Annotated in this window: 23 protein-coding genes and 1 pseudogene; 6 read left to right on the top strand and 18 right to left on the bottom strand. The window is 56.2% G+C overall.

The features are described 5' to 3' along the window. Positions 1-78 precede the first annotated feature (78 nt). The 5 genes from malZ to phoB all read right to left on the bottom strand — a co-directional run bounded on the left by malZ (position 79) and on the right by phoB (position 7,250). Complete coding sequence (malZ, locus tag KTH07_RS02395; protein WP_032620161.1) at positions 79-1,896, bottom strand: maltodextrin glucosidase; 1,818 nt, start codon at positions 1,894-1,896, stop codon at positions 79-81. Between the two features lie 163 nt (positions 1,897-2,059). Next, a complete protein-coding gene (proY, locus tag KTH07_RS02390; RefSeq protein WP_017383160.1) occupies positions 2,060-3,433 on the bottom strand; it encodes a proline-specific permease ProY in 1,374 nt (457 codons plus the stop codon). A gap of 81 nt (positions 3,434-3,514) precedes the next feature. Further along, complete coding sequence (gene brnQ / locus KTH07_RS02385) at positions 3,515-4,834, bottom strand: branched-chain amino acid transporter carrier protein BrnQ (protein ID WP_003859118.1); 1,320 nt, start codon at positions 4,832-4,834, stop codon at positions 3,515-3,517. Positions 4,835-5,243: 409 nt separating this feature from the next. Next, a complete protein-coding gene (gene phoR / locus KTH07_RS02380) occupies positions 5,244-6,539 on the bottom strand; it encodes a phosphate regulon sensor histidine kinase PhoR (protein ID WP_023303180.1) in 1,296 nt (431 codons plus the stop codon). A gap of 21 nt (positions 6,540-6,560) precedes the next feature. Then, positions 6,561-7,250 (bottom strand): phosphate response regulator transcription factor PhoB, encoded by a 690-nt coding sequence (gene phoB / locus KTH07_RS02375; protein WP_023303179.1) that lies wholly within the window; start codon positions 7,248-7,250, stop codon positions 6,561-6,563. 187 nt (positions 7,251-7,437) lie between these two features. Between phoB and sbcD the strand changes: the two genes are divergently transcribed. Together sbcD and sbcC are read left to right on the top strand one after the other, a co-directional pair. Continuing rightward, positions 7,438-8,643: an exonuclease subunit SbcD gene (sbcD, locus tag KTH07_RS02370; RefSeq protein ID WP_017694432.1), complete on the top strand. Its 1,206-nt coding sequence runs from the start codon at positions 7,438-7,440 to the stop codon at positions 8,641-8,643. Further along, positions 8,640-11,771 (top strand): exonuclease subunit SbcC, encoded by a 3,132-nt coding sequence (sbcC, locus tag KTH07_RS02365; RefSeq protein ID WP_045331384.1) that lies wholly within the window; start codon positions 8,640-8,642, stop codon positions 11,769-11,771. Before sbcD ends, sbcC begins: the two co-directional genes overlap by 4 nt. An 83-nt stretch (positions 11,772-11,854) precedes the next feature. On the opposite strand, the gene mak is transcribed toward sbcC, so the two are convergent. Next, positions 11,855-12,760, bottom strand: a complete 906-nt coding sequence (mak, locus tag KTH07_RS02360) for a fructokinase (RefSeq protein ID WP_023303177.1) — start codon at positions 12,758-12,760, stop codon at positions 11,855-11,857. Between the two features lie 123 nt (positions 12,761-12,883). Here mak and rdgC point away from each other — a divergent pair, with 123 nt between their 5' ends. Continuing rightward, positions 12,884-13,798, top strand: coding sequence for a recombination-associated protein RdgC (rdgC, locus tag KTH07_RS02355; RefSeq protein WP_063162196.1), 915 nt, complete (start codon positions 12,884-12,886; stop codon positions 13,796-13,798). Positions 13,799-13,845: 47 nt separating this feature from the next. On the opposite strand, the gene ppnP is transcribed toward rdgC, so the two are convergent. The 5 genes from ppnP to KTH07_RS02330 form a co-directional block, all read right to left on the bottom strand. Continuing rightward, positions 13,846-14,133 (bottom strand): pyrimidine/purine nucleoside phosphorylase, encoded by a 288-nt coding sequence (ppnP, locus tag KTH07_RS02350; RefSeq protein ID WP_003859131.1) that lies wholly within the window; start codon positions 14,131-14,133, stop codon positions 13,846-13,848. Positions 14,134-14,204: 71 nt separating this feature from the next. Continuing rightward, positions 14,205-14,882, bottom strand: a complete 678-nt coding sequence (locus tag KTH07_RS02345) for an AroM family protein (RefSeq protein WP_032620165.1) — start codon at positions 14,880-14,882, stop codon at positions 14,205-14,207. Between the two features lie 236 nt (positions 14,883-15,118). Next, complete coding sequence (yaiA, locus tag KTH07_RS02340) at positions 15,119-15,310, bottom strand: protein YaiA (protein ID WP_003859135.1); 192 nt, start codon at positions 15,308-15,310, stop codon at positions 15,119-15,121. A 44-nt stretch (positions 15,311-15,354) separates the two neighbouring features. Continuing rightward, positions 15,355-15,879 carry a shikimate kinase AroL gene (gene aroL / locus KTH07_RS02335; RefSeq protein WP_017383154.1) on the bottom strand — a complete coding sequence of 175 codons (525 nt, stop codon included), beginning with the start codon at positions 15,877-15,879 and terminating at the stop codon, positions 15,355-15,357. A gap of 144 nt (positions 15,880-16,023) precedes the next feature. Next, complete coding sequence (locus tag KTH07_RS02330; RefSeq protein WP_003859141.1) at positions 16,024-16,482, bottom strand: YaiI/YqxD family protein; 459 nt, start codon at positions 16,480-16,482, stop codon at positions 16,024-16,026. 97 nt (positions 16,483-16,579) lie between these two features. Here KTH07_RS02330 and proC point away from each other — a divergent pair, with 97 nt between their 5' ends. Further along, positions 16,580-17,389, top strand: coding sequence for a pyrroline-5-carboxylate reductase (gene proC, locus KTH07_RS02325; RefSeq protein ID WP_015571314.1), 810 nt, complete (start codon positions 16,580-16,582; stop codon positions 17,387-17,389). 16 nt (positions 17,390-17,405) lie between these two features. Here proC and adrA read toward each other — a convergent pair. The 5 genes and pseudogenes from adrA to KTH07_RS02300 form a co-directional block, all read right to left on the bottom strand. Next, a pseudogene (adrA, locus tag KTH07_RS02320) lies at positions 17,406-18,509 on the bottom strand (diguanylate cyclase AdrA). 102 nt (positions 18,510-18,611) lie between these two features. Beyond that, the gene (gene psiF / locus KTH07_RS02315) at positions 18,612-18,932 is read right to left on the bottom strand and encodes a phosphate starvation-inducible protein PsiF (protein ID WP_032102863.1); all 321 of its coding nucleotides are present in this window, start codon (positions 18,930-18,932) and stop codon (positions 18,612-18,614) included. Positions 18,933-19,226: 294 nt separating this feature from the next. After that, the gene (gene iraP, locus KTH07_RS02310; protein WP_003859148.1) at positions 19,227-19,487 is read right to left on the bottom strand and encodes an anti-adapter protein IraP; all 261 of its coding nucleotides are present in this window, start codon (positions 19,485-19,487) and stop codon (positions 19,227-19,229) included. Positions 19,488-19,695: 208 nt separating this feature from the next. Then, positions 19,696-20,910 (bottom strand): multidrug efflux MFS transporter, encoded by a 1,215-nt coding sequence (locus tag KTH07_RS02305; protein WP_063162197.1) that lies wholly within the window; start codon positions 20,908-20,910, stop codon positions 19,696-19,698. 169 nt (positions 20,911-21,079) lie between these two features. Further along, a complete protein-coding gene (locus KTH07_RS02300) occupies positions 21,080-21,763 on the bottom strand; it encodes an extensin family protein (RefSeq protein WP_032620168.1) in 684 nt (227 codons plus the stop codon). Between the two features lie 103 nt (positions 21,764-21,866). On the opposite strand from KTH07_RS02300, the gene ddlA reads away from it, so the two are divergent. After that, positions 21,867-22,964: a D-alanine--D-alanine ligase gene (gene ddlA, locus KTH07_RS02295; RefSeq protein WP_023296002.1), complete on the top strand. Its 1,098-nt coding sequence runs from the start codon at positions 21,867-21,869 to the stop codon at positions 22,962-22,964. 3 nt (positions 22,965-22,967) lie between these two features. On the opposite strand, the gene KTH07_RS02290 is transcribed toward ddlA, so the two are convergent. Further along, entirely contained in the window at positions 22,968-23,189 is a 222-nt protein-coding gene (locus KTH07_RS02290) for a DUF2754 domain-containing protein (RefSeq protein WP_015571318.1), read from the bottom strand. A gap of 248 nt (positions 23,190-23,437) precedes the next feature. Here KTH07_RS02290 and KTH07_RS02285 point away from each other — a divergent pair, with 248 nt between their 5' ends. Then, positions 23,438-23,740, top strand: a complete 303-nt coding sequence (locus KTH07_RS02285; protein WP_003859159.1) for a DUF2755 family protein — start codon at positions 23,438-23,440, stop codon at positions 23,738-23,740. On the opposite strand, the gene KTH07_RS02280 is transcribed toward KTH07_RS02285, so the two are convergent. Continuing rightward, positions 23,741-24,838, bottom strand: a complete 1,098-nt coding sequence (locus KTH07_RS02280) for a DUF1615 domain-containing protein (RefSeq protein WP_017383149.1) — start codon at positions 24,836-24,838, stop codon at positions 23,741-23,743. Positions 24,839-24,841: the final 3 nt, after the last annotated feature.

The following is a 24,841-nucleotide window of genomic DNA, read 5'->3' as shown; positions in this document are numbered from 1 at the left end:
CCGTAAACGATCCGCTAAGATTGACACAAATCGTTGCATTTGCGCCATCTTAAAAGGTGAAAACCATTCTGCCTGCGCTTAGCTGCCGAACCAGACCGCAGCGGAAATCGCGGGCAGCGTGAGCACGCTCTCCTGGAACGTCGCTTTACCCTCTTTGATCTTCCACGTTTTACCGGCCAGCAGCGGTGAATCTTCCAGCACCACTTCACACGCCTCGCCCCGGTTGATCGCCACCAGCACACGCTGCTGGTTATAGACGCGGACAAACACCACCACGTTATCGTGGGCGTACATCACCTGACAGCCCCCGTAGCGCAGGGCCTGACTCTGCCTGCGCAGCGTCGCCATACGCTGGTACAGGCTGAGCAGATCCTGATCCTGTTTTTCACTCTCCCACGGGAAGGTTTTACGGCAGAACGGATCGTTATTCCCCTCCAGCCCCACTTCATCGCCATAGTAGATGCAGGGTACGCCCGGCCAGGTAAAGAGCCAGGTCACCGCCAGCGGCAGACGCGCCACATCTTTACCCAGCAATGATTTAAAGCGCGCGGTATCATGGCTGTCGAGCTGGTTAAACATCCGCAGCTGCTGCTGATGCGACAGGCCAGCGCGATAGTTTTCCATCCACGCCATGCAGGTTTCGGCGTCGATATGCTGCGGATCGTAAGAGATATCGGTGTTAGCGAGGAAACCCCACAGCGGGAAGGTGAAGCCGCGATAGTTCATCGCCGCGTCTTCTGCATCAGCCTGCAACCACTGACGCGCGTCGCCAAAGTGCTCCCCGAAGACGAACGCTTCCGACCGGGCCGCTTTTGCCGACCGGGTAATGGCGGCGACATGTTGAAGGTTATTCCGCGCCCCGCCTGATTCACCCAGCATATGCACCACGTCCAGCCGCCAGCCGTCCATGTTCCACGGCGCTTTCAGCCAGTGGCGCACGATGCTGTCGTCGTCGCCGTAGATCTCATTCACCAGCGATGGCGACTGGAAATCGAGCTTCGGCAGGCTCGGGTAGCCCAGCCAGTCCAGGGCGCGGCCATTCTCATCAAAACTGTACCAGTCACGCTGCGGTGAGTCCGGATTATGGCATGCGCCGCTCATCGACTGATTATGACGGTCAAACCACGCGTGCGAATCACCGCTGTGATTGAACACGCCATCAAGGATCAGGCGCATACCCTCTTTTTGCGTGTTGTGCCGCAGCCGCAGCAGCGCCTCGTCACCGCCAAACTGCTCGTCAACGTGGCGATAATCCTGCGTATCGTATTTGTGCACGCTTGGCGCTTTAAACACCGGGTTCAGGTACAGCGCCGTGACGCCGAGCGTTTTCAGGTACGGCAGTTTTTCGCTGATACCGTCGAGATCGCCGCCGTAAAAGGTCGATCCCCCCGCCTGGGCGGTCAGCGGCTCGTCCCATTTTTTCAGAATAATGTCGTGACCGACCGCATGATGGTAATAAACCTTGTCCTGATCGGCGTTGCGCTTTTCGCTGCGCGCAAAGCGGTCCGGGAAAATCTGGTAAAAGACCTGATCGTTAACCCACTGCGGGCCGTTATCCGGGTGATCCACGGTAAACTGCTCCAGCCGGGCCGGAGGAAAACGGCTGAAGCCCTGCGGGGTAAACCACAGCTGCCGGTTGTTCCACAGCAGCTTGAAGCCGTAGCGGCGACGCGGCTGCCCGCTGCGCAAATCGATATTTGCCCGCCACGCCGTGACGCCCGGCTGCGGCTGGCTGCGCACTTTGTGCATTTTCAGCGACGTTTCTTCGTTATCCACTTCGGCGCGCAGGGTCACACGTTCAGGCTGATTGTCCCCTGCCAGCCAGAGCGTAATCACAAGGTTGTCTTTGTTTTGCTTAACAAATGGGGCAACCGGAAGGTGCCAGGCGTTTAACATCACGAATCCCCTTTGATGAAATTGACGTCACCTTGCCACAGGGTGATTAAAGATAGCTCATCGTGTTCGGGATTATTGGGGGAGGAGAACGGAGGAGGAGATTTTTTCCAGGGCAAAAGGGAGTGTAGGCCGGGTAAGCGCAGCGCCACCCGGCATTTTTACCTTACTGTGCTTCCGCCAGCTGACGATCGCGGCGACATTTAAACATCCAGCCCACCAGCAGCAGGACGATCCACGCGAAGCCCACGTACAGGGAAATACGGGTATCCGGGTGATAACCAATCAGGCCAATGATGAAGACCAGGAAGATGAGACCGACAATGGTCGTTGGCACGCCGCCCGGCACTTTAAACTTCAGCGCTTTGGCCTCTTCTGGCGACAGGCGGCGACGGAACGCAATCTGCGACAGCAGGATCATGATCCACACCCACACCGTCGCAAAGGTCGCCAGTGACGCAATCACCAGGAAGACGTTCTCCGGCATGATGTAATTCAGGTAAACCGAGAACAGCAGCGCCACGGTCATGACCAGCACCGTTACCCACGGGGTGCCGCGACGCGACGTTTTGGCAAACACCTTCGGCGCACTGCCCTGCTCCGCCATGCCGTGCAGCATACGACCCACGCCGAACACGTCACTGTTGATGGCCGACAGCGAGGCGGTCAGTACCACAAAGTTGAGAATACTGGCGGCAAACGCAATGCCCATATGCTGGAAAGTCAGGACAAACGGGCTGCCGTTGGTGCCCACCTGGTTCCACGGGTAGATGGACATAATCACAAACAACGTGCCCACGTAGAACACCAGGATACGCATCGGCACCGAGTTGATGGCGCGCGGAATGGACTTCTCCGGATCTTTCGCTTCCCCGGCGGTGATGCCGATAATCTCAATACCGCCATAGGCGAACATGACCATCTGGAGCGACATGACCATCCCGAGCCAGCCGTTGCTGAAGAAGCCGCCGTTGCTCCACAGGTTATGGATGCCGGTTGGCTGCCCACCGTTGCCGATACCCCAGATGATGATGCCGAAACCGGCGAGGATCATGATAATAATGGTCGCGACCTTGAAGAAGGAGAACCAGAACTCCAGCTCGCCAAACACCTTCACGCTCATCAGGTTGACGGCGCAGATGATCAGCACCACGCTCAGTACCCAGATCCAGTGCGGCACGGCGGGGAACCAGACCCCCATATAGATGCCAAACGCCGTCACATCGGCAATGGCGACAATCAGAATTTCGAAGCAGTAAGTCCAGCCGGTGATAAACCCGGCCAGCGGGCCTAAGTTTTCTTGTGCATAGCGTGAAAACGAGCTGGCAGACGGGTTGTGAACCGACATCTCCCCCAGCGCACGCATGATGATATAGGCCGCCACGCCGCCGATGATGTAGGCCAGCAGAACGCTTGGACCGGCCATTTTGATGGCATCTGCCGAGCCATAAAAAAGACCGGTGCCGATAGCCGAGCCCAGCGCCATAAAGCGGATGTGGCGGGTGCTCAATCCACGTTTAAGTTTGTTAGTGCTTTCCATTAAAATCTTGCCATTCAACACGAAAAAAACAAAAAACCACGGGGCCTTAAGCCCCGTGGTTAAACAATTTGTTGCCGTTGATTAATGGGCGTTGGATGTCACCTGACGCCCTGCCGCACGGTCCCAGATAATCGCCAGAACCAGCGCTACAACGGAAGGCATCAGCCAGGCCAGGCCCTGCTCGGACAGCGGCAGACGCTGTGTCCAGGCTGGCAGGATTTCTGCAAATGCTGATGCTTTGATCCCGTCAAGGATACCAAAAATCAGGCTGATAAACATGGCCGGCGCAATAATTCGCGTCGAGTTATGCCACCACGGGCGGGTGAAGCTCAGCACCACCAGCACGATACATGGCGGATAGATCGCCGTCAGCACCGGAATTGACACCTGAATCAGGTGGCTCAGACCGAGGTTTGACACCGCCATGGAGAAGATGCCGAGGATAAACACCAGCGTGCGGTAAGAGAGCGGCAGATACTGGGCGAAGAACTCCGCGCAGGCGCAGGTCAGACCCACCGCCGTCACCAGACAGGCCAGGAAAATCAGCGCCGCCAGCAGCATGCTGCCTGCACCACCAAAGGTGTGCTGCACGTAAGCATGCAGGATCGCCGCGCCGTTTGCGCTCTGATCGACCAGCGTTGCGCTATCTGAACCCAGACGGAACAGCGCCAGATACAGCAGCGTCAGGCCGACACCGGCCATCAGGCCAGCCCAGATGGTGTAGCGAGTCAGCAGACGCGCTTCGGTCACCCCGCGGGAACGCGCGGCGTTAACGATAACGATACCAAACACCATCGCACCCAGCGTATCCATTGTCAGATAGCCGTTCACAAAACCGTTTGAGAACGCCGCGTTCTGATAAGCGTCCATCGCGGAGCTGATGGGCCCCGCAGGCCAGACGATGGCCGCAACCGCCAGCACGATCAGCGCCACAATTTTCAGCGGTGCCAGGAAGTTACCCACGGTATCCAGCAGTTTGCCGGGATAGAGAGAAACCAGTATCACGATGGCGAAGTAAATGAGGCTGTAAATAAACAGCGGCATCGCGCCGTCACCGGTCAGCGGGGCGATACCCACTTCAAAGGAGACGGTCGCCGTACGCGGGGTCGCGAACAGCGGGCCAACGGCCAGATAGCAGACGGTTGCCAGCAGAACGCCAGCCACTTTGCCAATCGGGGTGCTGAGGCTGTCCACACCGCCACCGACTTTCGCCAGCGCGATAACGGTCAGTACCGGCAGGCCCACGGCAGTAAGCAGGAAGCCAAACGCAGCCGTCCAGACGTGTTCACCCGCCTGTAAGCCAACCATTGGAGGAAAAATGATGTTACCTGCGCCAACGAACAGCGCAAATGTCATAAAGCCCAGCGCGATAATGTCACGCGATTTCAAGTGATGGGTCATAAAACCTTACTGCCTGTGGATGTGGTGTTGAATACGTTGAGATTTTCGCCATCCCTCACGGGACGATACAGCGGAAAATTTGCTCAATTTCAGCGGGATATGCTCCCGTCCTGGCGTGGCGAAGAATAGTTTTTCGATTTACCACGCAAATACAGTCGGTCTGACAGTATATGGGGGGCAATTTAAACGCTTATAACGTTTAAAGGCAAGAAGGGATCGTAAAACCAGAACAATATGCCAGCATGAAAATGCAGACCAACATAATATGCCATGTATAAGAAAAACTCATGGCTAATCATGCGAACAAAAAAGCACCAACCGTATAATATTCATCCGCGTTTCGCTTGACTGCAAAGCAAATGGGCCAGCATTCGCTGGCCCGTGGAAAGGTAGCCTGACACATCTGCCGTCAGGCGCTCTTTTTGGCAATTAATCGTTCCGGAATCACGAAGCTAAAGCGCGTGCCCTTCCCGAGGGTGCTTTCGATATTGAGCCGGCTTTCGTGGTGGCTGACGGCATGCTTCACAATTGCCAGCCCCAGTCCGCTCCCGCCGGTCTGCCGCGAGCGCGCCTTATCCACCCGGTAGAACCGTTCGGTGAGACGCGGGAGGTGTTCAGGCCCAATCCCCGGTCCGTTATCCTCGACGCTAAACTCAGCGCCCGCCGGGGTATGCTGCCAGCGCACCGCGATATGCGTTCCTTTCGGAGTATGATTCACGGCGTTATAGACCAGGTTTGAGATAGCGCTTCGCAGCTCATCTTCACTGCCGAGCACTTTCAGCGTGTTATCAACGTCAAAACTCAGGGTGTGCTGATTATGACTCAGCGTTTGGGCTTCGCGCTCCACCACCCGCAACATCATCGGCACATCAATGATGTCGTTTAGCGCCAGCGACGGGGCAGCCTCAATTTTTGAAAGCGTCAGCAGCTGTTTGACCAGCCCTTCCATGCGGAACGTCTGCTCCCGCATGGTATGCAGCGCTTTCTCACGCGGCGGCCCCTCAAGCGTTTGCTCCTGCATCATCTCCAGGTAGCCCTGAAGCACCGTCAACGGCGTACGCAGCTCGTGGCTGACGTTGGCAAAGAAGTTACGTCTCGCGCCCTCAAGCTGGTGCATCTGGGTAACGTCCCGCGCCACCATCAGCCACTGCCGATCGCTGTAGGGCATCACGCGGATTTCCAGATGGCGACCGTTATTGAGCTTCAGATTGTGCGGGCGCGAAAAATCCCGCTTTTTCAGATACAGCGTGAACTCGGGATAACGCAGAAGGTTCAGGATGTTCTGACCATTATCATCCGGCCAGCGCAGGCCCAGTAGCTGTTGCGCGAGGCCATTACACCAGAAGATTGTCCCTTCTTCTGTCGTCAGGATCACCGCGTCCGGCAGCGACTCCGCACCGCTGCGAAAGCGTTTGATCAGGCTTCCCAGCTCACGACGGCGCTTTTTGTTACGCATCTGCATCTGGTGCAGGCCGTAGAGTAGCGGTTCCCAGCTCCCGCTTCCCGGCGGGGGTGTCATACTTCTGTCGACCCACAGCCACCAGGAGAGACGCAGTAAATTCCAGAAATGCCAGACGAGCAATCCCGTCACGGCCACCAGTAAAAACCACGGCAGATAGCCAAAGATAGCCCCCAGAATGAGGGCCGGAATGCAGCATAAGATCAGTTCAAAGACGAGCCTTTTCCATGACAGACGTTCCAGCACGCGTCACACTCCTGTCATTGTTCAGAAACGGGTCGAGAAGCGATAACCCGTGCCGCGGACCGTCTGTACCATGCGATCGTGGCCGCTCAGTTCCAGTGCTTTACGCAGGCGGCGAATATGGACGTCAACCGTTCGGTCTTCGACATAGACGTTAGTTCCCCAGACGTTATTCAGCAACTGTTCGCGGCTGTAAACGCGCTCCGGGTGGGTCATAAAGAAGTGCAGGAGTTTAAATTCGGTCGGTCCCATATCGAGGGGATTTTCACCGGTCATGACCCGGTGTGAGGTAGGATCCAGGCTCAGCCCCTGCATCACAATCACCTCTTCCACCGCCATCGGTGAAATACGGCGCATCACGGCTTTGATACGCGCCACCAGCTCTTTCGGGGAGAACGGTTTAGTGATGTAATCGTCCGCGCCGGTTTCCAGACCGCGCACGCGATCCTCTTCCTCGCCGCGCGCCGTCAGCATTACCACCGGGATATCGCGGGTCATCGCCTCGCGTTTGATATGCTTGATAAACTGCAATCCGGAACCGCCAGGCAGCATCCAGTCCAGCAGGATCAGATCGGGCCAGGGTTCATTCAGCTGGTTCACCGCGCTGTCATAATCTTCCGCTTCAACCGGCTGGAAGCCATTTTGTTCAAGCACGAAGCACACCATTTCACGGATCGGAGCTTCATCTTCTACGACCAGAATACGTCTCGCCATACTTTGCCCTGTCTTATCGTATTTAAGTTACAAGTCTGTAATGCGGCGTCATTATGCGTCAGATTTATGACAGATTTATGAAAAACATTACCACTATAAATAGCAAACTGTTGTTTTATTACAGCGGTTATTTTCCGTTCCCCGAACGTTTATAATCCTGCTTTCTTATTATTGCCACGGATCTTTTATGCGCATACTTCACACCTCAGACTGGCACCTGGGTCAAAATTTTTACAGCAAAAGCCGCGCCGCGGAACATGAAGCGTTCCTGAACTGGCTGCTGGAGACGGCTCAGGCTCACGAGGTGGACGCGATTATTGTGGCGGGCGACATTTTTGATACCGGATCGCCGCCGAGCTATGCGCGTGAGCTGTACAACCGTTTTGTGGTCAACCTCCAGCAAACCGGTTGTCACCTGGTGATTGTCGCCGGAAACCATGACTCGGTGGCGACGCTGAATGAATCCCGCGATATTCTGGCGTTCCTCAATACCACCGTGGTGGCCAGCGCCGGACACGCGCCGCAGATCCTGAAAAAACGCGACGGCACGCCGGGCGCAGTGCTGTGCCCAATTCCGTTTTTACGCCCGCGCGATATCGTGCAAAGCCAGGCAGGTCTGTCCGGCAGCGAAAAACAGCAGCATCTGTTGCAGGCCATCACCCGCTATTATCACCAGCAACATACGGAAGCCTGCGCCCTGCGCGGCGATCAGGCCATTCCGATCATTGCCACCGGGCACCTCACCACCGTCGGAGCCAGTAAGAGTGATGCGGTGCGCGAGATCTATATCGGTACGCTGGACGCGTTTCCGGCGCAAAACTTCCCCCCCGCCGACTACATTGCCCTCGGGCATATTCACCGGGCGCAGATCATCGGCGGCTGCGAGCATATCCGCTACTGCGGCTCGCCCATTTCGCTCAGTTTTGACGAAACGGGCAAGGCCAAATCCGTGCATCTGGTGAGCTTCACCGGAGGCAAACTCAGCGCCGTTGAGACGCTTGAGGTGCCGGTCACCCAGCCGCTGGCGGTGCTGAAAGGCGATCTGGCCGCCATTACCGCTCAGCTTGAGCAGTGGCGCGGCGCAGCGCTTAATCCCCCCGTCTGGCTCGATATCGAAATCACCACCGACGACTACCTGTACGATATGCAGCGTAAAATACAGACGCTGACGGAAGACCTTCCCGTGGAGGTGCTGCTGGTACGCCGCAGCCGCGAGCAGCGCGAGAAAATACTGCTCAACGCCCAGCGTGAAACGCTTAGCGAACTTCGGGTTGAAGAGGTGTTCGCGCGGCGGCTTGCGCATGAAGAGGTGGACGAGGCCAGACGCACCAGGCTTAACGAGCTGTTTGCCCAGACCCTGCATTCCCTCCATGACGAGGACGAAAACGCATGAAAATTCTGAGCCTGCGTCTGAAAAATCTGAATTCGCTAAAGGGTGAGTGGAAAATTGATTTCACCGCGGAGCCGTTCGCCAGCAACGGGCTGTTTGCCATCACCGGCGCAACCGGCGCGGGTAAAACCACGCTGCTGGATGCCATCTGCCTGGCGCTTTACCACGAAACGCCGCGTCTTAATAAGGTCTCTCAGGCGCAAAACGACCTGATGACGCGCGATACCGCCGAATGCCTGGCGGAAGTAGAATTTGAGGTCAAAGGCGTTGCTTATCGCGCTTTCTGGAGCCAGAACCGCGCCCGCAACCAGCCGGACGGGAACTTACAGGCACCGCGCGTTGAGCTGGCCCGCTGCGAAGACGGCAAAATTCTGGCCGACAAAGTCACGGATAAGCTGGAACAAACCGCCGCGCTTACCGGGCTGGACTATGGTCGCTTTACCCGCTCGATGTTGCTCTCTCAGGGGCAGTTTGCCGCCTTCCTGAATGCTAAACCGAGCGATCGCGCAGAGCTGTTGGAAGAACTGACCGGCACGGAAATTTACGGCCAGATTTCCGCCATGGTTTTTGAAAAACACAAAGCGGCACGTAACGCGCTGGAGATGTGCGAAGCGCAGGCCGCAGGGGTTGTGCTGCTGAGCGAGGAACAGCAGCAGCACTTGCAGCAAAGTTTGCAGGCACTTACTGACGAAGAAAAAGTCCTGCTGGCACAGCAGCAAAGCCAACAGAAAGATTTTCAGTGGCTTACGCGTAACGACGAACTGATACGTGAGCAGCAGCGTGCAGCCGCTTCGCAGCAGCAGGCGCAACAGGCTCTGACGGACGCCGCGCCCCAACTGGCGAAGCTCAAGCTGGCGCAGCCCGCCGCCCAGCTACGTCCGCTATGGGAGTATCAGCAGGAGCAGACCACCCGCCTGGCGCAGACAACAGAGCGAATTGTTGAAGTAAATACTCGCTTACTCGACAGAGCGGTGCAGCGCTCGCGTATTCGCAACGGTGCGCTGCGCAACCGTGAACAGTTGCAGACAGAGCACAAGGTACTGACGCAGTGGCTGACCGAACACGATCGTTTCCGTCAGTGGGGGCAGGAAATTGCCGGCTGGCGGGCGCATTTTACGCAACTGGGTCGCGATAAAAATCAGCTTGTTGCCCAGTCAGCGCGCATGGCTGAGCTTCGTCAGAAGCTGGCTGAGATGCCTGAAAGTAGGTTGACGCTGACGGCTGAGGATCTCGCGACGGCAATGGAGCAACAGGCACAGTCGCGGGCGCTCCGCCAGCGTCTGACAGCGCTTCACGCTCGCTATCAGCCGCTGCAAAAACGACTGCGCCAGAATGCGGAAAGCGTGCAGAAAGCGCAGGCTGAGCAGGCTAAGTTCAATGAAACGCTGATCCTGCGGCGTCAGCAGTTCAAAGAGAAAAATCAGCACTATGCCGACCTGAAAGCGCTCTGTGAGCGTGAGGCGACAATCAAGGATCTTGAGAACTATCGTGCACAGCTCGAAGCGGGTAAGCCTTGCCCGCTCTGCGGTTCACGCGAACACCCGGCAGTTGTGCAGTATCAGGCGCTTGAACTGACTGACAATCAGCGCCGCCGCGACGCGCTGGAGAAAGAGGTTGCCGCGCTAAAAGAGGAAGGATTGCTGGTGCTCGGGCAGGTGAATGCGCTGACCCAACAGATCCAGCGCGAGACAGAGGAAGCACAGGCTCTCTCTGAGGAAGAGCAAGCACTTACTAAGGAGTGGCTGGAGGTCTGCGCCTCCCTGAACATAGCGCTGAATATTCAGGATGATATAGCCCCCTGGATGAGCGAACAGGAACAGTATGAACGCCAGCTGTATCAGCTCAGCCAGCGTCTGACGCTGCAAAACCAGCTCAATGAACAGGAAGGTCAGGCGCGCCAGTACCAGCAGCAGCTGACGGCGACGCGTCAGGCGCTGGCGGCCTCGTTACAATCGCTGTCGCTTAGCGTGCCCGATGAAGGGGCTGAAAGCGCCTGGCTGAGCGCGCGCGAAAGCGAATATACCCTGTGGCAGGAAAAACAGGCCCAGCACGGTACGATTCAGGAAGGTATTAACGCCCTGATGCCCATTCTGGAAACGCTGCCGGTTACCAATGATGCAGAAGCCGACGCGGTTATCCCTGAGAACTGGCGCGGCATCCACGACGAATGCGTGTCGCTGCAAAGTCAGCTCACCACCCTACAGCAACAGGAGACGCTTGAGCGTGAACGGCTCCAGCAATCACAGGCTCAGTTCAACGCCGCGCTGACCGCGAGCTGCTTTGCCGATCGGGACGCATTTCTCTCCGCCCTGCTGGATGAAACGTCGATCCACCAGCTTGAACAACAAAAGCAGACGCTGGAAAACCAGCTCCAGCAGGCCACGGCGCTTTCGATGCAGGCAAGCCAGCAGCTTCAGGCGCATCAGGCACAGCGCCCCGAGGGGCTGGAAACCGATGCCGCAACGCTTCAGGCGCAGTTACACCAGCTGGCGCAACAGCTTCGGGACAACACCACGCATCAGGGGGAGATCCGCCAGCAGCTCAAACAGGACGCCGATAACCGTCTGCACCAGCAGGCGCTTATGCAGCAGATTGAGGAGGCGGCGCGTCAGGCCGACGACTGGGGCTATCTCAACGCGCTGATAGGCTCCAGCACCGGCGATAAATTCCGTAAATTCGCCCAGGGGCTGACGCTGGATAATCTGGTGTGGCTTGCCAACCAGCAGCTCAACCGTCTGCATGGCCGCTATCTGCTTCAGCGTAAAGCCAGCGACGCGCTGGAGCTGGAAGTGGTCGATACCTGGCAGGCCGATGCGGTACGCGATACCCGTACCCTTTCCGGCGGGGAGAGTTTCCTGGTCAGTCTGGCGCTGGCTTTAGCGCTTTCCGATCTGGTCAGTCACAAAACGCGCATTGACTCGCTGTTCCTGGATGAAGGATTCGGCACGCTCGACAGCGAAACGCTGGACACCGCGCTGGACGCGCTCGACGCGCTGAACGCCACCGGGAAAACCATTGGCGTGATCAGCCACGTAGAGGCAATGAAAGAGCGCATTCCGGTGCAGATCAAAGTGAAGAAGATCAACGGGCTGGGATATAGCAGGCTGGACAGGGAGTTTGCGGTGCAGTAAATGGGGGGATGATGCGCTCTGGTGCCCTCACCCTGGCCCTCTCCCACGGGGAGAGGGCACAAACATCAAAAACGGTTTTGCGTTTATTCCGGCCAGAGCCACGCCGCGCCGCGCACTCCGCTGGAATCTCCGTGGACGGCTTTGCGGATCGGCGTTTCGCACTCGCCGCCAAATACCCACTGTTTCACCAGCGTTGGCACCGTGGCGTACAGCCGGTCGACGTTGCTCATGCCGCCGCCCAGTACAATCACGTCGGGATCAAGAATATTGATCACATGCGCCAGTGACTTAGCCAGCCGCATTTCGTAGCGGCTGAGCGCCAGTTCAGCCACCGGATCCTGCTCCTCAACCAGACGCATAATCTCGTTACCTTTCAGCGGCTGACCGCTCAGACGATGATAATCGGTGGCAAACCCCGTGCCGGAAATAAAGGTCTCAATACAGCCCTGCTTGCCACAGTAGCACGGTACTTCGGCGCGGTATTTGAGTTCATCTTCGTCCATCCACGGCAACGGATTGTGTCCCCACTCGCCCGCGGTGCCGTTGCTGCCAATATGCGAGCGCCCACCGAAGGCCACGCCCGCCCCGCAGCCGGTGCCGATAATGACCGCAAATACGGTCTGCGCGCCAGCCGCTGCGCCATCCACGGCCTCAGAGACCGCAAGGCAGTTAGCGTCATTCGCCAGACGCACCTCCCGGTTCAGGCGTTGGCTTAAGTCTTTATCAAACGGCTGACCGTTGAGCCAGGTGGAGTTGGCGTTTTTCACCACGCCGGTATACGGCGAAATGGAGCCAGGGATCCCCATCCCGACCGTGCCCGTCTCGCCCGTTGCCTGCTCTGCCATATCGACCAGGCGGGCAATCGTCTCTATGGTCTGGTGATAATCATCGCGCGGCGTAGGCAGACGGTGGCGAAACAGTTGCTCCCCCTGCTCGCTCAGCGCAATAACTTCTGTTTTGGTGCCGCCCAAATCAATCCCAATACGCACAAGACACTCCTCATTATTTTGATTATCAACAGAGTAGAAGCCCGCTTCCCGATTAGCAATGCAAGCGATGCGACAATTCGTTATCATGCCCGCTGATTTAACGACAAGGCCGTGGAAATTATCATGCTGTGGTTCAAAAATTTGATGGTTTACCGTCTCAGCCGCGACGTTTCGCTGCGTGCAGAAGAGATGGAAAAACAGTTAGCCGCTTACTCCTTTACCCCTTGCGGTAGCCAGGATATGGCAAAAACCGGCTGGGTTCCGCCAATGGGTTCTCAAAGCGATGCGCTGACCCACGCCAGCAGCACGGGGCAAATCATCGTTTGCGCCCGTAAAGAAGAGAAGATCCTGCCGACGCCCGTGGTTAAGCAGGCGCTCGAAGCGAAAATCTTCAAGCTGGAAGCTGAACAGGGCCGTAAGCTTAAAAAAACCGAAAAAGATTCGCTGAAGGATGAAGTGCTGCACTCGCTGCTGCCGCGCGCTTTTAGCCGCTTTAGCCAGACCATGATGTGGATCGACACTGTTAACGGGCTGATCATGGTGGACTGCGCCAGCGCCAAAAAAGCGGAAGATACGCTGGCGCTGCTGCGTAAGAGCCTTGGCTCATTACCGGTGGTACCGCTGGCGCTGGAAACGCCGATTGAGCTGACCCTGACCGAGTGGGTGCGCAGCGGGACTGCCGCGCAGGGCTTCCAGATCCTTGATGAAGCAGAGCTGAAAGCGCTGCTGGAAGATGGCGGCGTGATCCGCGCGAAGAAACAGGATCTGGTGAGCGACGAAATCGCCGTGCACATTGAAGCGGGCAAAGTGGTGACCAAACTGGCACTCGACTGGCAGCAGCGCATTCAGTTTGTGATGTGTGATGACGGCTCCGTGAAGCGCCTTAAGTTCTGCGATGAACTGCGCGATCAGAACGAAGATATCTACCGCGAAGATTATGCTCAGCGCTTTGACGCAGACTTTATCCTGATGACCGGCGAGCTGGCGGCGCTGATTCAGAACCTGGTGGAAGGTCTCGGCGGCGAAGCGCAGCGCTGACAGGCAAAACGCAGGCCGGGTAAGCGAATGCGCCACCCGGCATGCTTTTATTTCAGATAGCGGCACAGATAAGAGGTTGGCTCTGCAACCTGTAAATGGAACTCGCTGTGGCCCGGCACGTTGAAGACCTGCCCGGCACTATAGACTTTCCACTCCGTTTCACCCGGCAGCAGGACGTTCAGCGCGCCGCTGACCACCGTCATCTCTTCCGCTTCTGCGGTGCCAAAGGTGTATTCCCCTTCCGCCATTACGCCGACACTGGCGCGGCCAGTGCTGCTGCTGGTAAAACCAATGGATTTCACTTTACCGGAAAAGTATTCGTTACTTTGAAGCATGAACTGGCCCTTATATTTATTGAGAAAAATCCACTATAGGGGCCATGCTCATGACCTGTCACGCAAAATCATTACACCAGTAATTCTGACGCCAGGCGCGCCATCAGGACGTTAGAGAGCAGCACCGGAACATCCAGCGCCTTTTGCAGTAAATCACGATGCCGCTGATGGAAGCCCAGGCAGTCGAGCATCAGGACATCCGCCCCTCTGTCGATCAACTCCTGCCCGGCCGCAATCAGCTTCGCTTCGCTGTCCCAGAACGGGTTTGCCAGCGCGTAAAGCGGGGTGTGCTCCAGCGCGGCCCACTTCACCGTCTGGTTATCCAGCAGTTCCTCAACGGGAACGATGACCCCAACCTGATGACCATCAACAATTGAGGCCACCAGCGGGGGGATAATCCGCATCGGTTCGAGCAGAATGGCATTACGCGCGCTGAATCCTTTAACGGGTGCCGTGCTCATCAGCAAAATAACGTCATAGTCCTGATTGTCGAGCACTTCGATCACGCCCTGTAGCGCGCGCTCGATTTTCTGGCGTGACACATGCGCCAGTTTACCGTCACTGAGTAACGTTGCCAGGGGATCTTCCCCCTCTCCGACCGCGTAGTCTTCCATGACCTCTTCCCGACTGAGCTTCCCTAACAGACTGAGATGCGTAATTTGTTGTTCAGAGACATGCTCGGTTAAGAGCGGTAATACTTCGCTTACAGGCACCACACCAATCGTGAGGATCGCCAACGTCGCCTTCATTTTGATCGCCTTCCGTTACTACCACAACTGCCACACAGGTACAGGCTCACTACGCTGCACTGTTCATTTTTTCAACAAAACAGCACCAAGGGTAGCAGGGGATCTCTACACCGTAATGTAAAGATCGACTGGCCTTTCCGAATCCACCTGTAATAACTAAATATTAACTGCTGCTTAACATCAGCGATATGTTAAAAGTGTGATTCAGGCACGGTTGTAACGAATTCGGATTCCTGTCAGGACTTCTCAGGATCCTCATAGCGCCGTTTCGCATCCAGCGCTTCCTGTTCGGTTTCATGTTCGCTGATCAGCGAATCAGGTTTAGGGTGATCGGCACGCAGCTGGTACCAGGTTACGGTCTGATCGCCATTACCTTTTTCAACGGTAACGATGCGGGCTTCACGTGGATAGGGAGGTCTGGTTGGCATAGCTCATCCTTTTTTTATGTCTGAGCTATGAGTATAGACGGCTGTTAGCTGGCGCAAGCCAAACGCAGGGCGGTAATAATCTGAATCGCAACTTTCTCGGGTGACGCTGACGCATCCACAACGTGGTGTGCCGCCTCGCGGTACAGTGCATCGCGTTCGGCGAGGACGTCGCTGACCTCTTCACTCAGCGGTTTCGCGGTCAGCGCCGGGCGCTGTCCCTCTTCCGGAAACGCCTCCAGCCGCCCCACCAGCGTAGAGACCGGGGCACAGAGGTAGATCACGACACCCTTTTCGCGCATAAACTGGCGGTTATACGGCGCCAGAATAATGCCCCCACCGGTCGCGATCACGGTTGACGGCGCGGTCACCGCTTCCAGCGTGGCTGTTTCACGCGCACGAAAGCTCTCCCAACCCTCATCCTCAACGATATCGGCAATGGTCTTACCGGCATTCTCCTGGAGCCAATGGTCAGTATCGACAAACTGACTCTGGCACAGACGCGCCAGCTCCAGACCAACGGTGGTTTTCCCACAGCCGCGAGGGCCAACTAAAAAGATGGGTGGGTTCATAACCAGGTGTTCCCCTTGCTGCCGGATAACTGAAGGCTGTAAAGAAATGATTGCAGTAGATGTTGCGCTAACTTTACTGCAAAGCGGTACGGAATGACAAGCCTGTGGAAGCCACACTGTACCACAAAACCGCCCGGAGGTGGGCTACGCCGGGCGGCGCTTCACTTCCAGCAGCCATTTATCCAGCTCGGCGGCAAACTGCTGGCGATCGCGCTGCGACAGGCTGTCCGGCCCACCGGTTTGCACGCCGCTGGAACGAAGCGTATCCATAAAATCACGCATGGTGAGCTTCTCCCGGATCGTTGCCGGCGAATAGCGTTCTCCGCGCGGGTTCAGCGCCGCCGCCCCTTTCGCCAGTACATCGGCAGCCAGCGGGATATCCGCGGTGATCACCAGATCTCCTGCGTCACACAGGCGTACTATCTCGTTATCCGCCACGTCAAACCCGGCCGGAACGCGCAGAGAACGGATGTATCTGGAGGGCGGCACGCGGATATTCTGGTTCGCCACCAGCGTCAGCGGCATCTGCACGCGCTCGGCAGCACGAAATAAAATCTCTTTGATGACATTCGGACACGCGTCCGCATCAACCCAAATCGCCATAGTCTCTCCCCATTATGATTCTGGTGACTATTGTCGCCTGCATTTCGTTGTTAAGCTATCAATGAGAGATAACAACGCATAATAACGGAGAGACGTGATGGATAAGAAAATCGGGTTTATCGGCTGCGGAAATATGGGCAAAGCTATCCTCGGCGGACTGATTGCCAGCGGGCAGGTGTTGCCGGGGCAGATTTGGGTCTATACCCCATCCCCGGATAAAGTCGCGGCGCTGCGTGATGAGTATGGTGTCAACGCTGCCGAAAGCGCACAGGACGTGGCTCAGGTGGCGGATATTGTCTTTGGCGCCGTTAAGCCGAATATCATGATTAAAGTCCTGAGCGAGATCACCTCCAGCCTTAACAAAGAGACCCTGGTGGTATCGATTGCCGCAGGCGTGACCCTCGATCAGCTCGCCCGCGCGCTGGGCCACGACCGTAAGATTGTTCGCGCCATGCCAAACACCCCGTCGCTGGTGAATGCCGGTATGACATCCGTTACCCCGAACGCGCTGGTCACATCTGAAGACGTGGCGGATGTACTGAATATTTTCCGCTGCTTCGGCGAAGCGGAAGTGATTGCCGAACCGATGATCCACCCGGTAGTCGGCGTGAGCGGCTCTGCCCCGGCGTATGTCTTTATGTTTATCGAAGCCATGGCCGATGCCGCCGTACTGGGTGGAATGCCGCGCGCGCAGGCCTACAAATTTGCAGCGCAGGCGGTGATGGGTTCGGCCAAAATGGTGCTGGAAACAGGTAAACATCCGGGCGAACTGAAAGATATGGTGTGCTCACCGGGGGGCACAACCATTGAAGCCGTGCGCGTGCTGGAAGATCGCGGGTTCCGCTCCGCCGTGATCGAGGCGATGGAAAAATGCATGGAAAAATCAGAGAAGCTCAGTAAGTCCTGATGCGCTACGCCGGGCGTCAGGCGGCCACTTCGGTGCGGCCCCGTCCGGCATTTTTGGCTTTATAGAGGGCCACGTCCGCCGCCTTTAGCCATTCACGATAGTGGGTGAACTGCGCCCCACAGGGGGCAACCCCAACGCTGATACACAACCTCGCCATAGGTGCTCCGTGCAGCGGCATGTTGACCAGCCGTTCGTGGACGCGCGACATCGCAGCAATCGCGCTGTCGGCAGGCGTGCCGGACATGATCACCGCGAACTCATCCCCGCCAAAACGGCCAATATAATCGCCTGAGCGTAGGGTCAGCTGAAGCTGGCGCGTGATGGCGACAATCGCTTCATCTCCCACGTCATGCCCCCAGGTGTCGTTGATCGTCTTGAAGTGATCGATATCGATGAGCAGTATCGTCGCCTGTCGATGGCTTCAACGGCAGGCCTCAAATTCGTTACGTAGCAGCGTTTCCCAGTGACGGCGATTGAATACGCCGGTCATTCCGTCGCGGGTACTCATCAGCTCAAGCCGACGCTTATGCTCTGCCAGACGGATCGCCGTGCGGTGGCTGAGCCAGGCAAACAGTATGGGGTAGACCACCAGCACGGGGAGCGTCAGCCACAACGCCAGCGGTTCAGAGGTCAATACCACAGGACTACCCGTGGATTGCACGGTGAGCAGAGCAGACAGAGCAAGCAGCGCCAGTCCTGTCAGAAATAACCGACATCCCCCCGATCCCATCATATTCATGCCGATCATCACGATCAGCGCCGCCGTTGGTAGCGCACTGAACCCTGTTAGCCCCATCCAGACACCGGCAATAATGGCATCGATTTTCAGATTAACAATTTCACTGCTGTGGGGTTCAGCCGAACGAAAAGCCAGCTGCCAGGCCAGATGGGGCCAGACAAAGACCCAGCCCACCAGCAATAACCACCAGACGCCGGAAAGAAACTGGCTCACCAGAACGCTGGCAAGCGGAACAAATAGCGCCGCCAGACCAACGATGCGTGCCAGCCGTATTCGCCGGGCAAATCGCAGACCGGAACGGTATGAATCATCCTGAGAAAGCTGCTGGTGCCACGCTTCCCGAATGTTCTCGTGATTGTCATAAAACTCATCATTCATCATTTTTGGGAATATTCTGAAACATTTTCCCAAATTATAGAGAGGGGGATAGCGGGGAAAGTATGAAATTTTGGGTGAGCCACAGCCGTGACTCACCCGTTAGCACTACGCCTGTTTTTTCAGGCACGCGCTCATAAACTTGCTGCGATCGTCGCCTTTCAGCATCTGCTGTGTCGCCTGGGCGTTGCACTCACGCATTTTTTGCTGCTGTGGGGTCAGGCTTTTTACACCGGGTTTAGCCGCACCATTTTTAAGGCAGTCGCTCATGTACGTTTTACGGGCATCCCCTTTCAGGCTTTGCGATGTCGCCTGTTGGTTACAGGTCGTCATGCGCTGCTGCTGGGGCGTTAACGTTTTCTCTTCCGCGTGTGCTGAGGCGATCAGACACAGGCCAGAGAGCAGGGTAACCAGTATTGTTGTTTTCATTGCACCATCCTTTATGTGAAGTTCCACGTTAAGTCTGGCTCGTTACGGGAAAAAAACCACCCTGCGACTCTGATTTTCGCCGGGCTCTGCGGTTATTTCAGCCCTGTATCGGAACAATATTCATTAACCGATTTCGCCGGGTGGGAGGCGGTAATTAATAACAGAAATTATGCGGTGAAAGGTGTGCTCTGTCTCAATTAAATTTTCCCTGCATAAATGTGTAAAAATAAAAACAGAGCGACGCCAGGCATCCTGCATGACAATTCTGTGACACGTCATTTCACCTCAGGCAGGTTAGCTGCGAGGATGCCTTAAAAGCTTCTTTACGTATTGCTGAAGCAGCTCCGCATCTTCCGCAGGCACCTGGGAATCAGGACGCGCTTTTTCCAGCGCGCCTTCAACGTTGTCGATCAACGCCTCCTGCTCCGGTTTTGCCATCTGTCGCAGCAGCGCCGTCACAACGATTTCCAGCGCCTCGACCTGGGCAACCAGCTCTTTCGACTCTTCTTCCTTTTGGGCAAGCTTAACCAACAACTCAGCAATGAGATTTTTCATGGTGCTATTTCCTTATGTGATTTCCCCTGAAATTAACACCCTCTCTGAATAATGAAAAGCATGGATTAGCTTTATCTTATGCAAAAGTGACATCGCTGCCAAAAAAGATATTTCAGCGCGAAAGCGAAACGTTTTCCTGAAAGAAAGGCGCCGCATTTCGTTATATAAAAATGCGGCGTTCATAAGAATAAATAATATATTATCGTGTTTACCGGGCCGACTTTGCCTCAGCGATTCGCCTGCGGCGTCGCAAGGCAAAGGCCAGTTGAATAATATTCAGCAGGACCACCACCGCCGTCGCGGCAAATACCCAGCGGAAACCCGCCATCGCCGAGACCGAGGCGCCGATAAGCGGGCCCGCTACGTTGCCTAAATACATGAACGACTGGTTGTAGCCAAAAATGCGGCCGGTTACCTGGTCACTGGAATATTTCACCAGCAGCGTCTGAACAGCGGGCAGCATGGCGCCATCTACGAAGCCAAGCAGGAAGCGCAGGATGCCGAGCTGAAGAGGTGTGGTGACGAATGACATGGCAAAGAAAAGGATCACCGCAATGATGAGCGTTGCCATCAGAATACGTGCCGTACCGATCCTGTCGCCCAGTTTCCCCAGACGCGGAGCAGACATCAGCGCCGACACGCCCGGCACCGCGGCAATCATCCCGCTCAGAAAAGCAATGTTGCTGCTGTCCGGCGCCATCGACTTGATAAACAGCGCCAGAATCGGCCCTACCGAACCGTTACAGAGCTGGATCACCATCGTCGTCACAAAGAGGCTAATCATCAGGCCAGGATAAGGCAGCGAGGCGAAAACCGCTTTTCCGCTCAGGCGTTCGGATTTACTGACAACAGGCCGCCCGCCCTCTTTAATCAGAAAAAGGGTGACCAGAAAGCTGATCGTTAGCAGGATCGCGGTAATGATAAAGACCGCACGCAGCCCGACATGGTCCGCCAGGAAGCCGCCGAGCAGCGGGCCGCCAATGACCCCGCTGATCTGGGCCGTGGAAAGCGTGCTGAGCGCCCAGCCGCTTCGCTCACGCGGTACCTGTGAGGCCACCAGCGCCATGGCATTCGGAATGTAACCGGAGGTCAGCCCCATTATCGCCCGCAGAATAAACAGCTGCCAGACGTTGGTGGCGAAGGCCTGGAGCAAAATGGCTATCGCCATCCCCAGCGAGGCGCGGAGCAGCATCAACTTGCGCCCCTTGCGATCCGCCAGGCTGCCCCACATCGGCGACACAATGGCGGAGACCAGAAACGTCACGCTGAACGTCAGGCCGGACCACATCGAGAGCGCTTCATGGGAAGTCACTCCCAGCTGCGACACATACAGCGGCAGGAAGGGCAATATCTGGCTGATAGCCAGTCCGGTGAAGAAGCAGCCGAACCAGACTGAAATGAGATTAACTTTCCAGGATTCCATAACAGAAATAGTCTTCATTTTTAGGCGAATTCGCCGACAGATTAGCAAGTTACGCGCAATGACATAGCGCCAGAGATGCGGCCTTGCAGACTTTGGTGTTTTATCTTCCCAGTCATCATATTTGTGAAATAAGTCACAATTTATCCAATTTTTGGCGGAAGATTATGCTTCATCGACATAATCCATAGCCGCGCATCCCCAGATGGAAATGGTTGGCATGGGCGGCATTATAGTCCGGCCCCAGACCGTTACCGTAATAGCCACAGCTTGCCGAGAGCAGGGCCTGTAGCCAGGGCTGCGTCTTTTCCGCTTTCCAGCCGTTCAGGACGGTAACGCGCTGTCCATTTGCCAGCCTGAAAGCGCTGATATCCAGCGCATCCGCCGTGGCATGTTCGCTGCGCCGCGCATCCGGGCGGCTGTAGATATTGCGGCAGGCGAAGCTGCCCAGATGTTCAATACGCGTAAGCTCGCTTCCGGTCCAGGTTTTGGTGAGTGGTCGGGCCTGCTGGCTGACAAACAGCGCCGAACTTAACGCCAGCGGACAACTGGCCAGAAAGCTGCTGTTCAGGCTCACCGGGCCAAAATCGCGCACGCGCACCACGTTACTCAGCGGACACTCACCGGCGCTGTCAGCGACAGCCTGGGTACGGATAAGCTGGCGTTGATTCGCCTGCGCTAACAGGCTTTCGCATGCCTGCGGTGTTAAACGTCGAAGTTTAAACTGGGTTATTTTTCCGGGCGGATCGTCAAGCGTAAGCGGCACGAAAGGCTTGTAATACGGCGGCAACCAGCGGTAGCCCACCGTGGCGATCCCGGCAATAACAATAAGAATAAGCAGACCTTTTCCTTTCACGCGCCCCCCTTCAGCATCCCCAAAACATTATGGCAGAAGGCCGCGAAACCCGCCGGGCATCGTGGTATGTTATGGGCTTTTCGTCAGACTGGAAGAGAGTGAGATGGCAAAGCAGCGCGTAGGTATTGTCTTTGGGGGAAAATCGGCAGAGCACGAGGTGTCATTGCAATCGGCTAAAAATATCGTTGATGCGATTGATAAAAGCCGTTTTGACGTGGTGCTGCTGGGCATTGATAAACAGGGCCAGTGGCATGTTAACGATGCCAGCCAGTATCTGTTACACGCTGACGATCCGGCGCACATTGCCCTTAATCCTTCTGATATCAGCGTCGCAACGGTTCCGGGCGTGGAACAGGGACAGCTTATCGATGCCGGGAACGCGCAGGCGCTGGCACAGATTGACGTGGTATTCCCTATCGTTCACGGCACGCTGGGCGAAGACGGCTCCCTGCAAGGCATGTTGCGGATGGCGAACCTGCCGTTTGTCGGTTCCGATGTGCTGGGCTCTGCCGCCTGCATGGATAAAGACGTCACAAAACGTCTCCTGCGCGACGCTGGTCTGAATATTGCGCCGTTCGTGACGCTCACTCGCGCCAACCGCGATAAACACAGCTTCGCGCAGATCCAGGCGCAACTCGGCCTGCCGCTGTTTGTGAAACCGGCGAATCAGGGCTCGTCCGTCGGCGTCAGCAAAGTCACCAGCGAAGCGCAGTTTAACGATGCCGTTCGTCTGGCCTTTGAGTTTGACCATAAGGTGGTGGTTGAGCAGGGAATTAACGGACGCGAAATTGAGTGCGCCGTTCTGGGCAACGACTTCCCGCAGGCGAGTACCTGCGGTGAAGTCGTGTTGAACAGCGACTTCTATTCCTACGACACCAAATATATTGACGACAAAGGTGCCCAGGTTGTGGTTCCCGCCGCGCTCGATCCTGACGTTAACGACAAGATCCGGGCGATCGCCGTTGAAGCCTATCAGGCGCTGGGATGCTGTGGGATGGCGCGCGTCGACGTGTTTCTGACGCCGGATAACGAGGTGGTGATTAACGAAATCAACACTCTGCCGGGCTTTACCAATATCAGCATGTACCCGAAGCTGTGGCAGGCCAGCGGGATAAGCTATCCGGAACTGATCACCCGCCTGATTGAACTGGCGCTGGAACGTCACGCCGCTGACAGCGCCCTGAAAAGTTCCGTTAACTAACGGTTAGTCAGCTTTCTCTGCCGTCGTCGTCTCATCGGGACGACGGCGGATAATAAATCCCGCCAGCCAGAAACTGATTACCCAGGTTACCAGCCCAACCGCATAGGTTTGCCAGCCTTTCGCTTCAAATCCCAGCAGCCCGACAACACCGTTGAGAATAAAGATCAGCCCGATCGCAAAGGCGTAGTAATGCCAGTCACGGCGTAATTTGGAAGTGAGCTTCATGACAACTCCGGCAGAAAAAAAACTATCCTCTCACAGTTTGATAAAGGCGTCTGTGGCGGATACGTAAATTCTGAAATGCAGCGCAGTTTCACTTATGTTATCAATTTGTGACGTGATGCAGAAATCGACAATCCAGGAGAAATCCTGAGCCGAATTTCCCACGATTCTGATATTGACAAATGCTATGACCTGTCACACTCACCCTGTACGACGCGTATTAAAACAGAGTGATATTATCGGGAGGTCTTATGGCAGACTTTACATTGTCGAAACCGATTTTTGGCGGAAAACAACCAAAAACCTCCACGGCGGGGAATATTGCCTATGCCCTGTTTGTTCTGTTTTGTTTCTGGGCAGGAACCCAACTGCTGAATATGCTGGTGCATGCCCCTGGCGTGTATGAGCATCTGATGCAGGTGCAGGATACAGGCCGCCCGCGCGTTGAAATCGGTTTAGGCGTGAGCACCGTATTTGGACTCATTCCCTTCCTTGCGGGCAGCATGGTTCTGGGCGTGATTGCCCTTGTCCTGCGCTGGCGCAACCGCCACTGATTACAGTCCCATACAGCGTGCCCGACGATCGTCAACGCGTTTCGCGAACCAGGCGGTCGTCAGGTTACGCGTGATCTTCGGGCTTTCCAGCTGAATGCCTGGCAGAATGGCTCTGGGTAAAGCCTTTCCACTTTTCTTCTCGGCCAGCGCAAAGACCTGCTTATACAGATCCGTTTTCTCAAACGCCAGGCTGTCGCCCTTCTCCAGCTGTCGGCGAATGTCGCTGTTGCTCATCTCCAGCTTCGTCGAGAGTTTTCGCACCGCACGTTCGGTGGTCCCGGCCTCACTGCTGCCGTAAGCAATGAGATCGCCGTCCAAAGCGAGCTTCACACCGCTGGCGCGGCTTACCGCATTCTGGAAGGCTGCATTTCGGCTGGCATACCAGCCCGCGTTAAAGTCGGCAAAGCGATACAGCGGTTTATCGTAGTTGGCCGGATAATTCAGCAGGTGATACGTCCCAAACCACAGCCCACCGCGCAGGGAGAAGACCTCCTGACGTACCGTACCGTCGATATCCCACGGATAGCCGTCGGTATGCTTTTCCGCAAATGCGATACTGACCTGCATCGGACCGCCGGTATGCACCGGATTTAGCGAGCCAAACAGCTTCTGCCCCATCGGCACCATATTGATGAAATCATCGAAAATGGCGCTAAGCTGTTTCTCGGTTTTCACCGTATCCAGCCGTTCACTGTAGCTTTTACCGTTTGGCGAGGTGATTTTAAGGGCGGTATGCACCAGGAAAACCGGGATATGCATCGATTCGGCCCGGCGGTCGATCTCCTTCCAGGCGATTTTGTTCAGGCCAGGCACTACAGGATCTGACTGATACATCGATTCCTGCTGCGCCACCGCGAGCACCGAGCAGATATTCTCCTCGGTAGGCGCGATCTTCTGGCTTTTGAAGGTCGCTGCCAGCGCATCAGCCCACTCACTGCGATCCTTCACGCTGGCGGGCATCTTTTGCCGCACCACGCTCGCCACATCAACGGGCTTCTCCCCTTCTTTGAGCGGGGCAGCCCCTTTTTCGGCACAGCCCGCCAGCACAAAAGCGGCGAGTAACGTCAGCGGTAATGCACGTGGTACGGCAAATGGCATAGC

Source organism: Enterobacter cloacae complex sp. ECL72 (assembly GCF_019056635.1).
Classification (GTDB): Bacteria; Pseudomonadota; Gammaproteobacteria; order Enterobacterales; family Enterobacteriaceae; genus Enterobacter; species Enterobacter hormaechei_C.
This window is presented reverse-complemented; position numbering and strand designations above follow the sequence as displayed.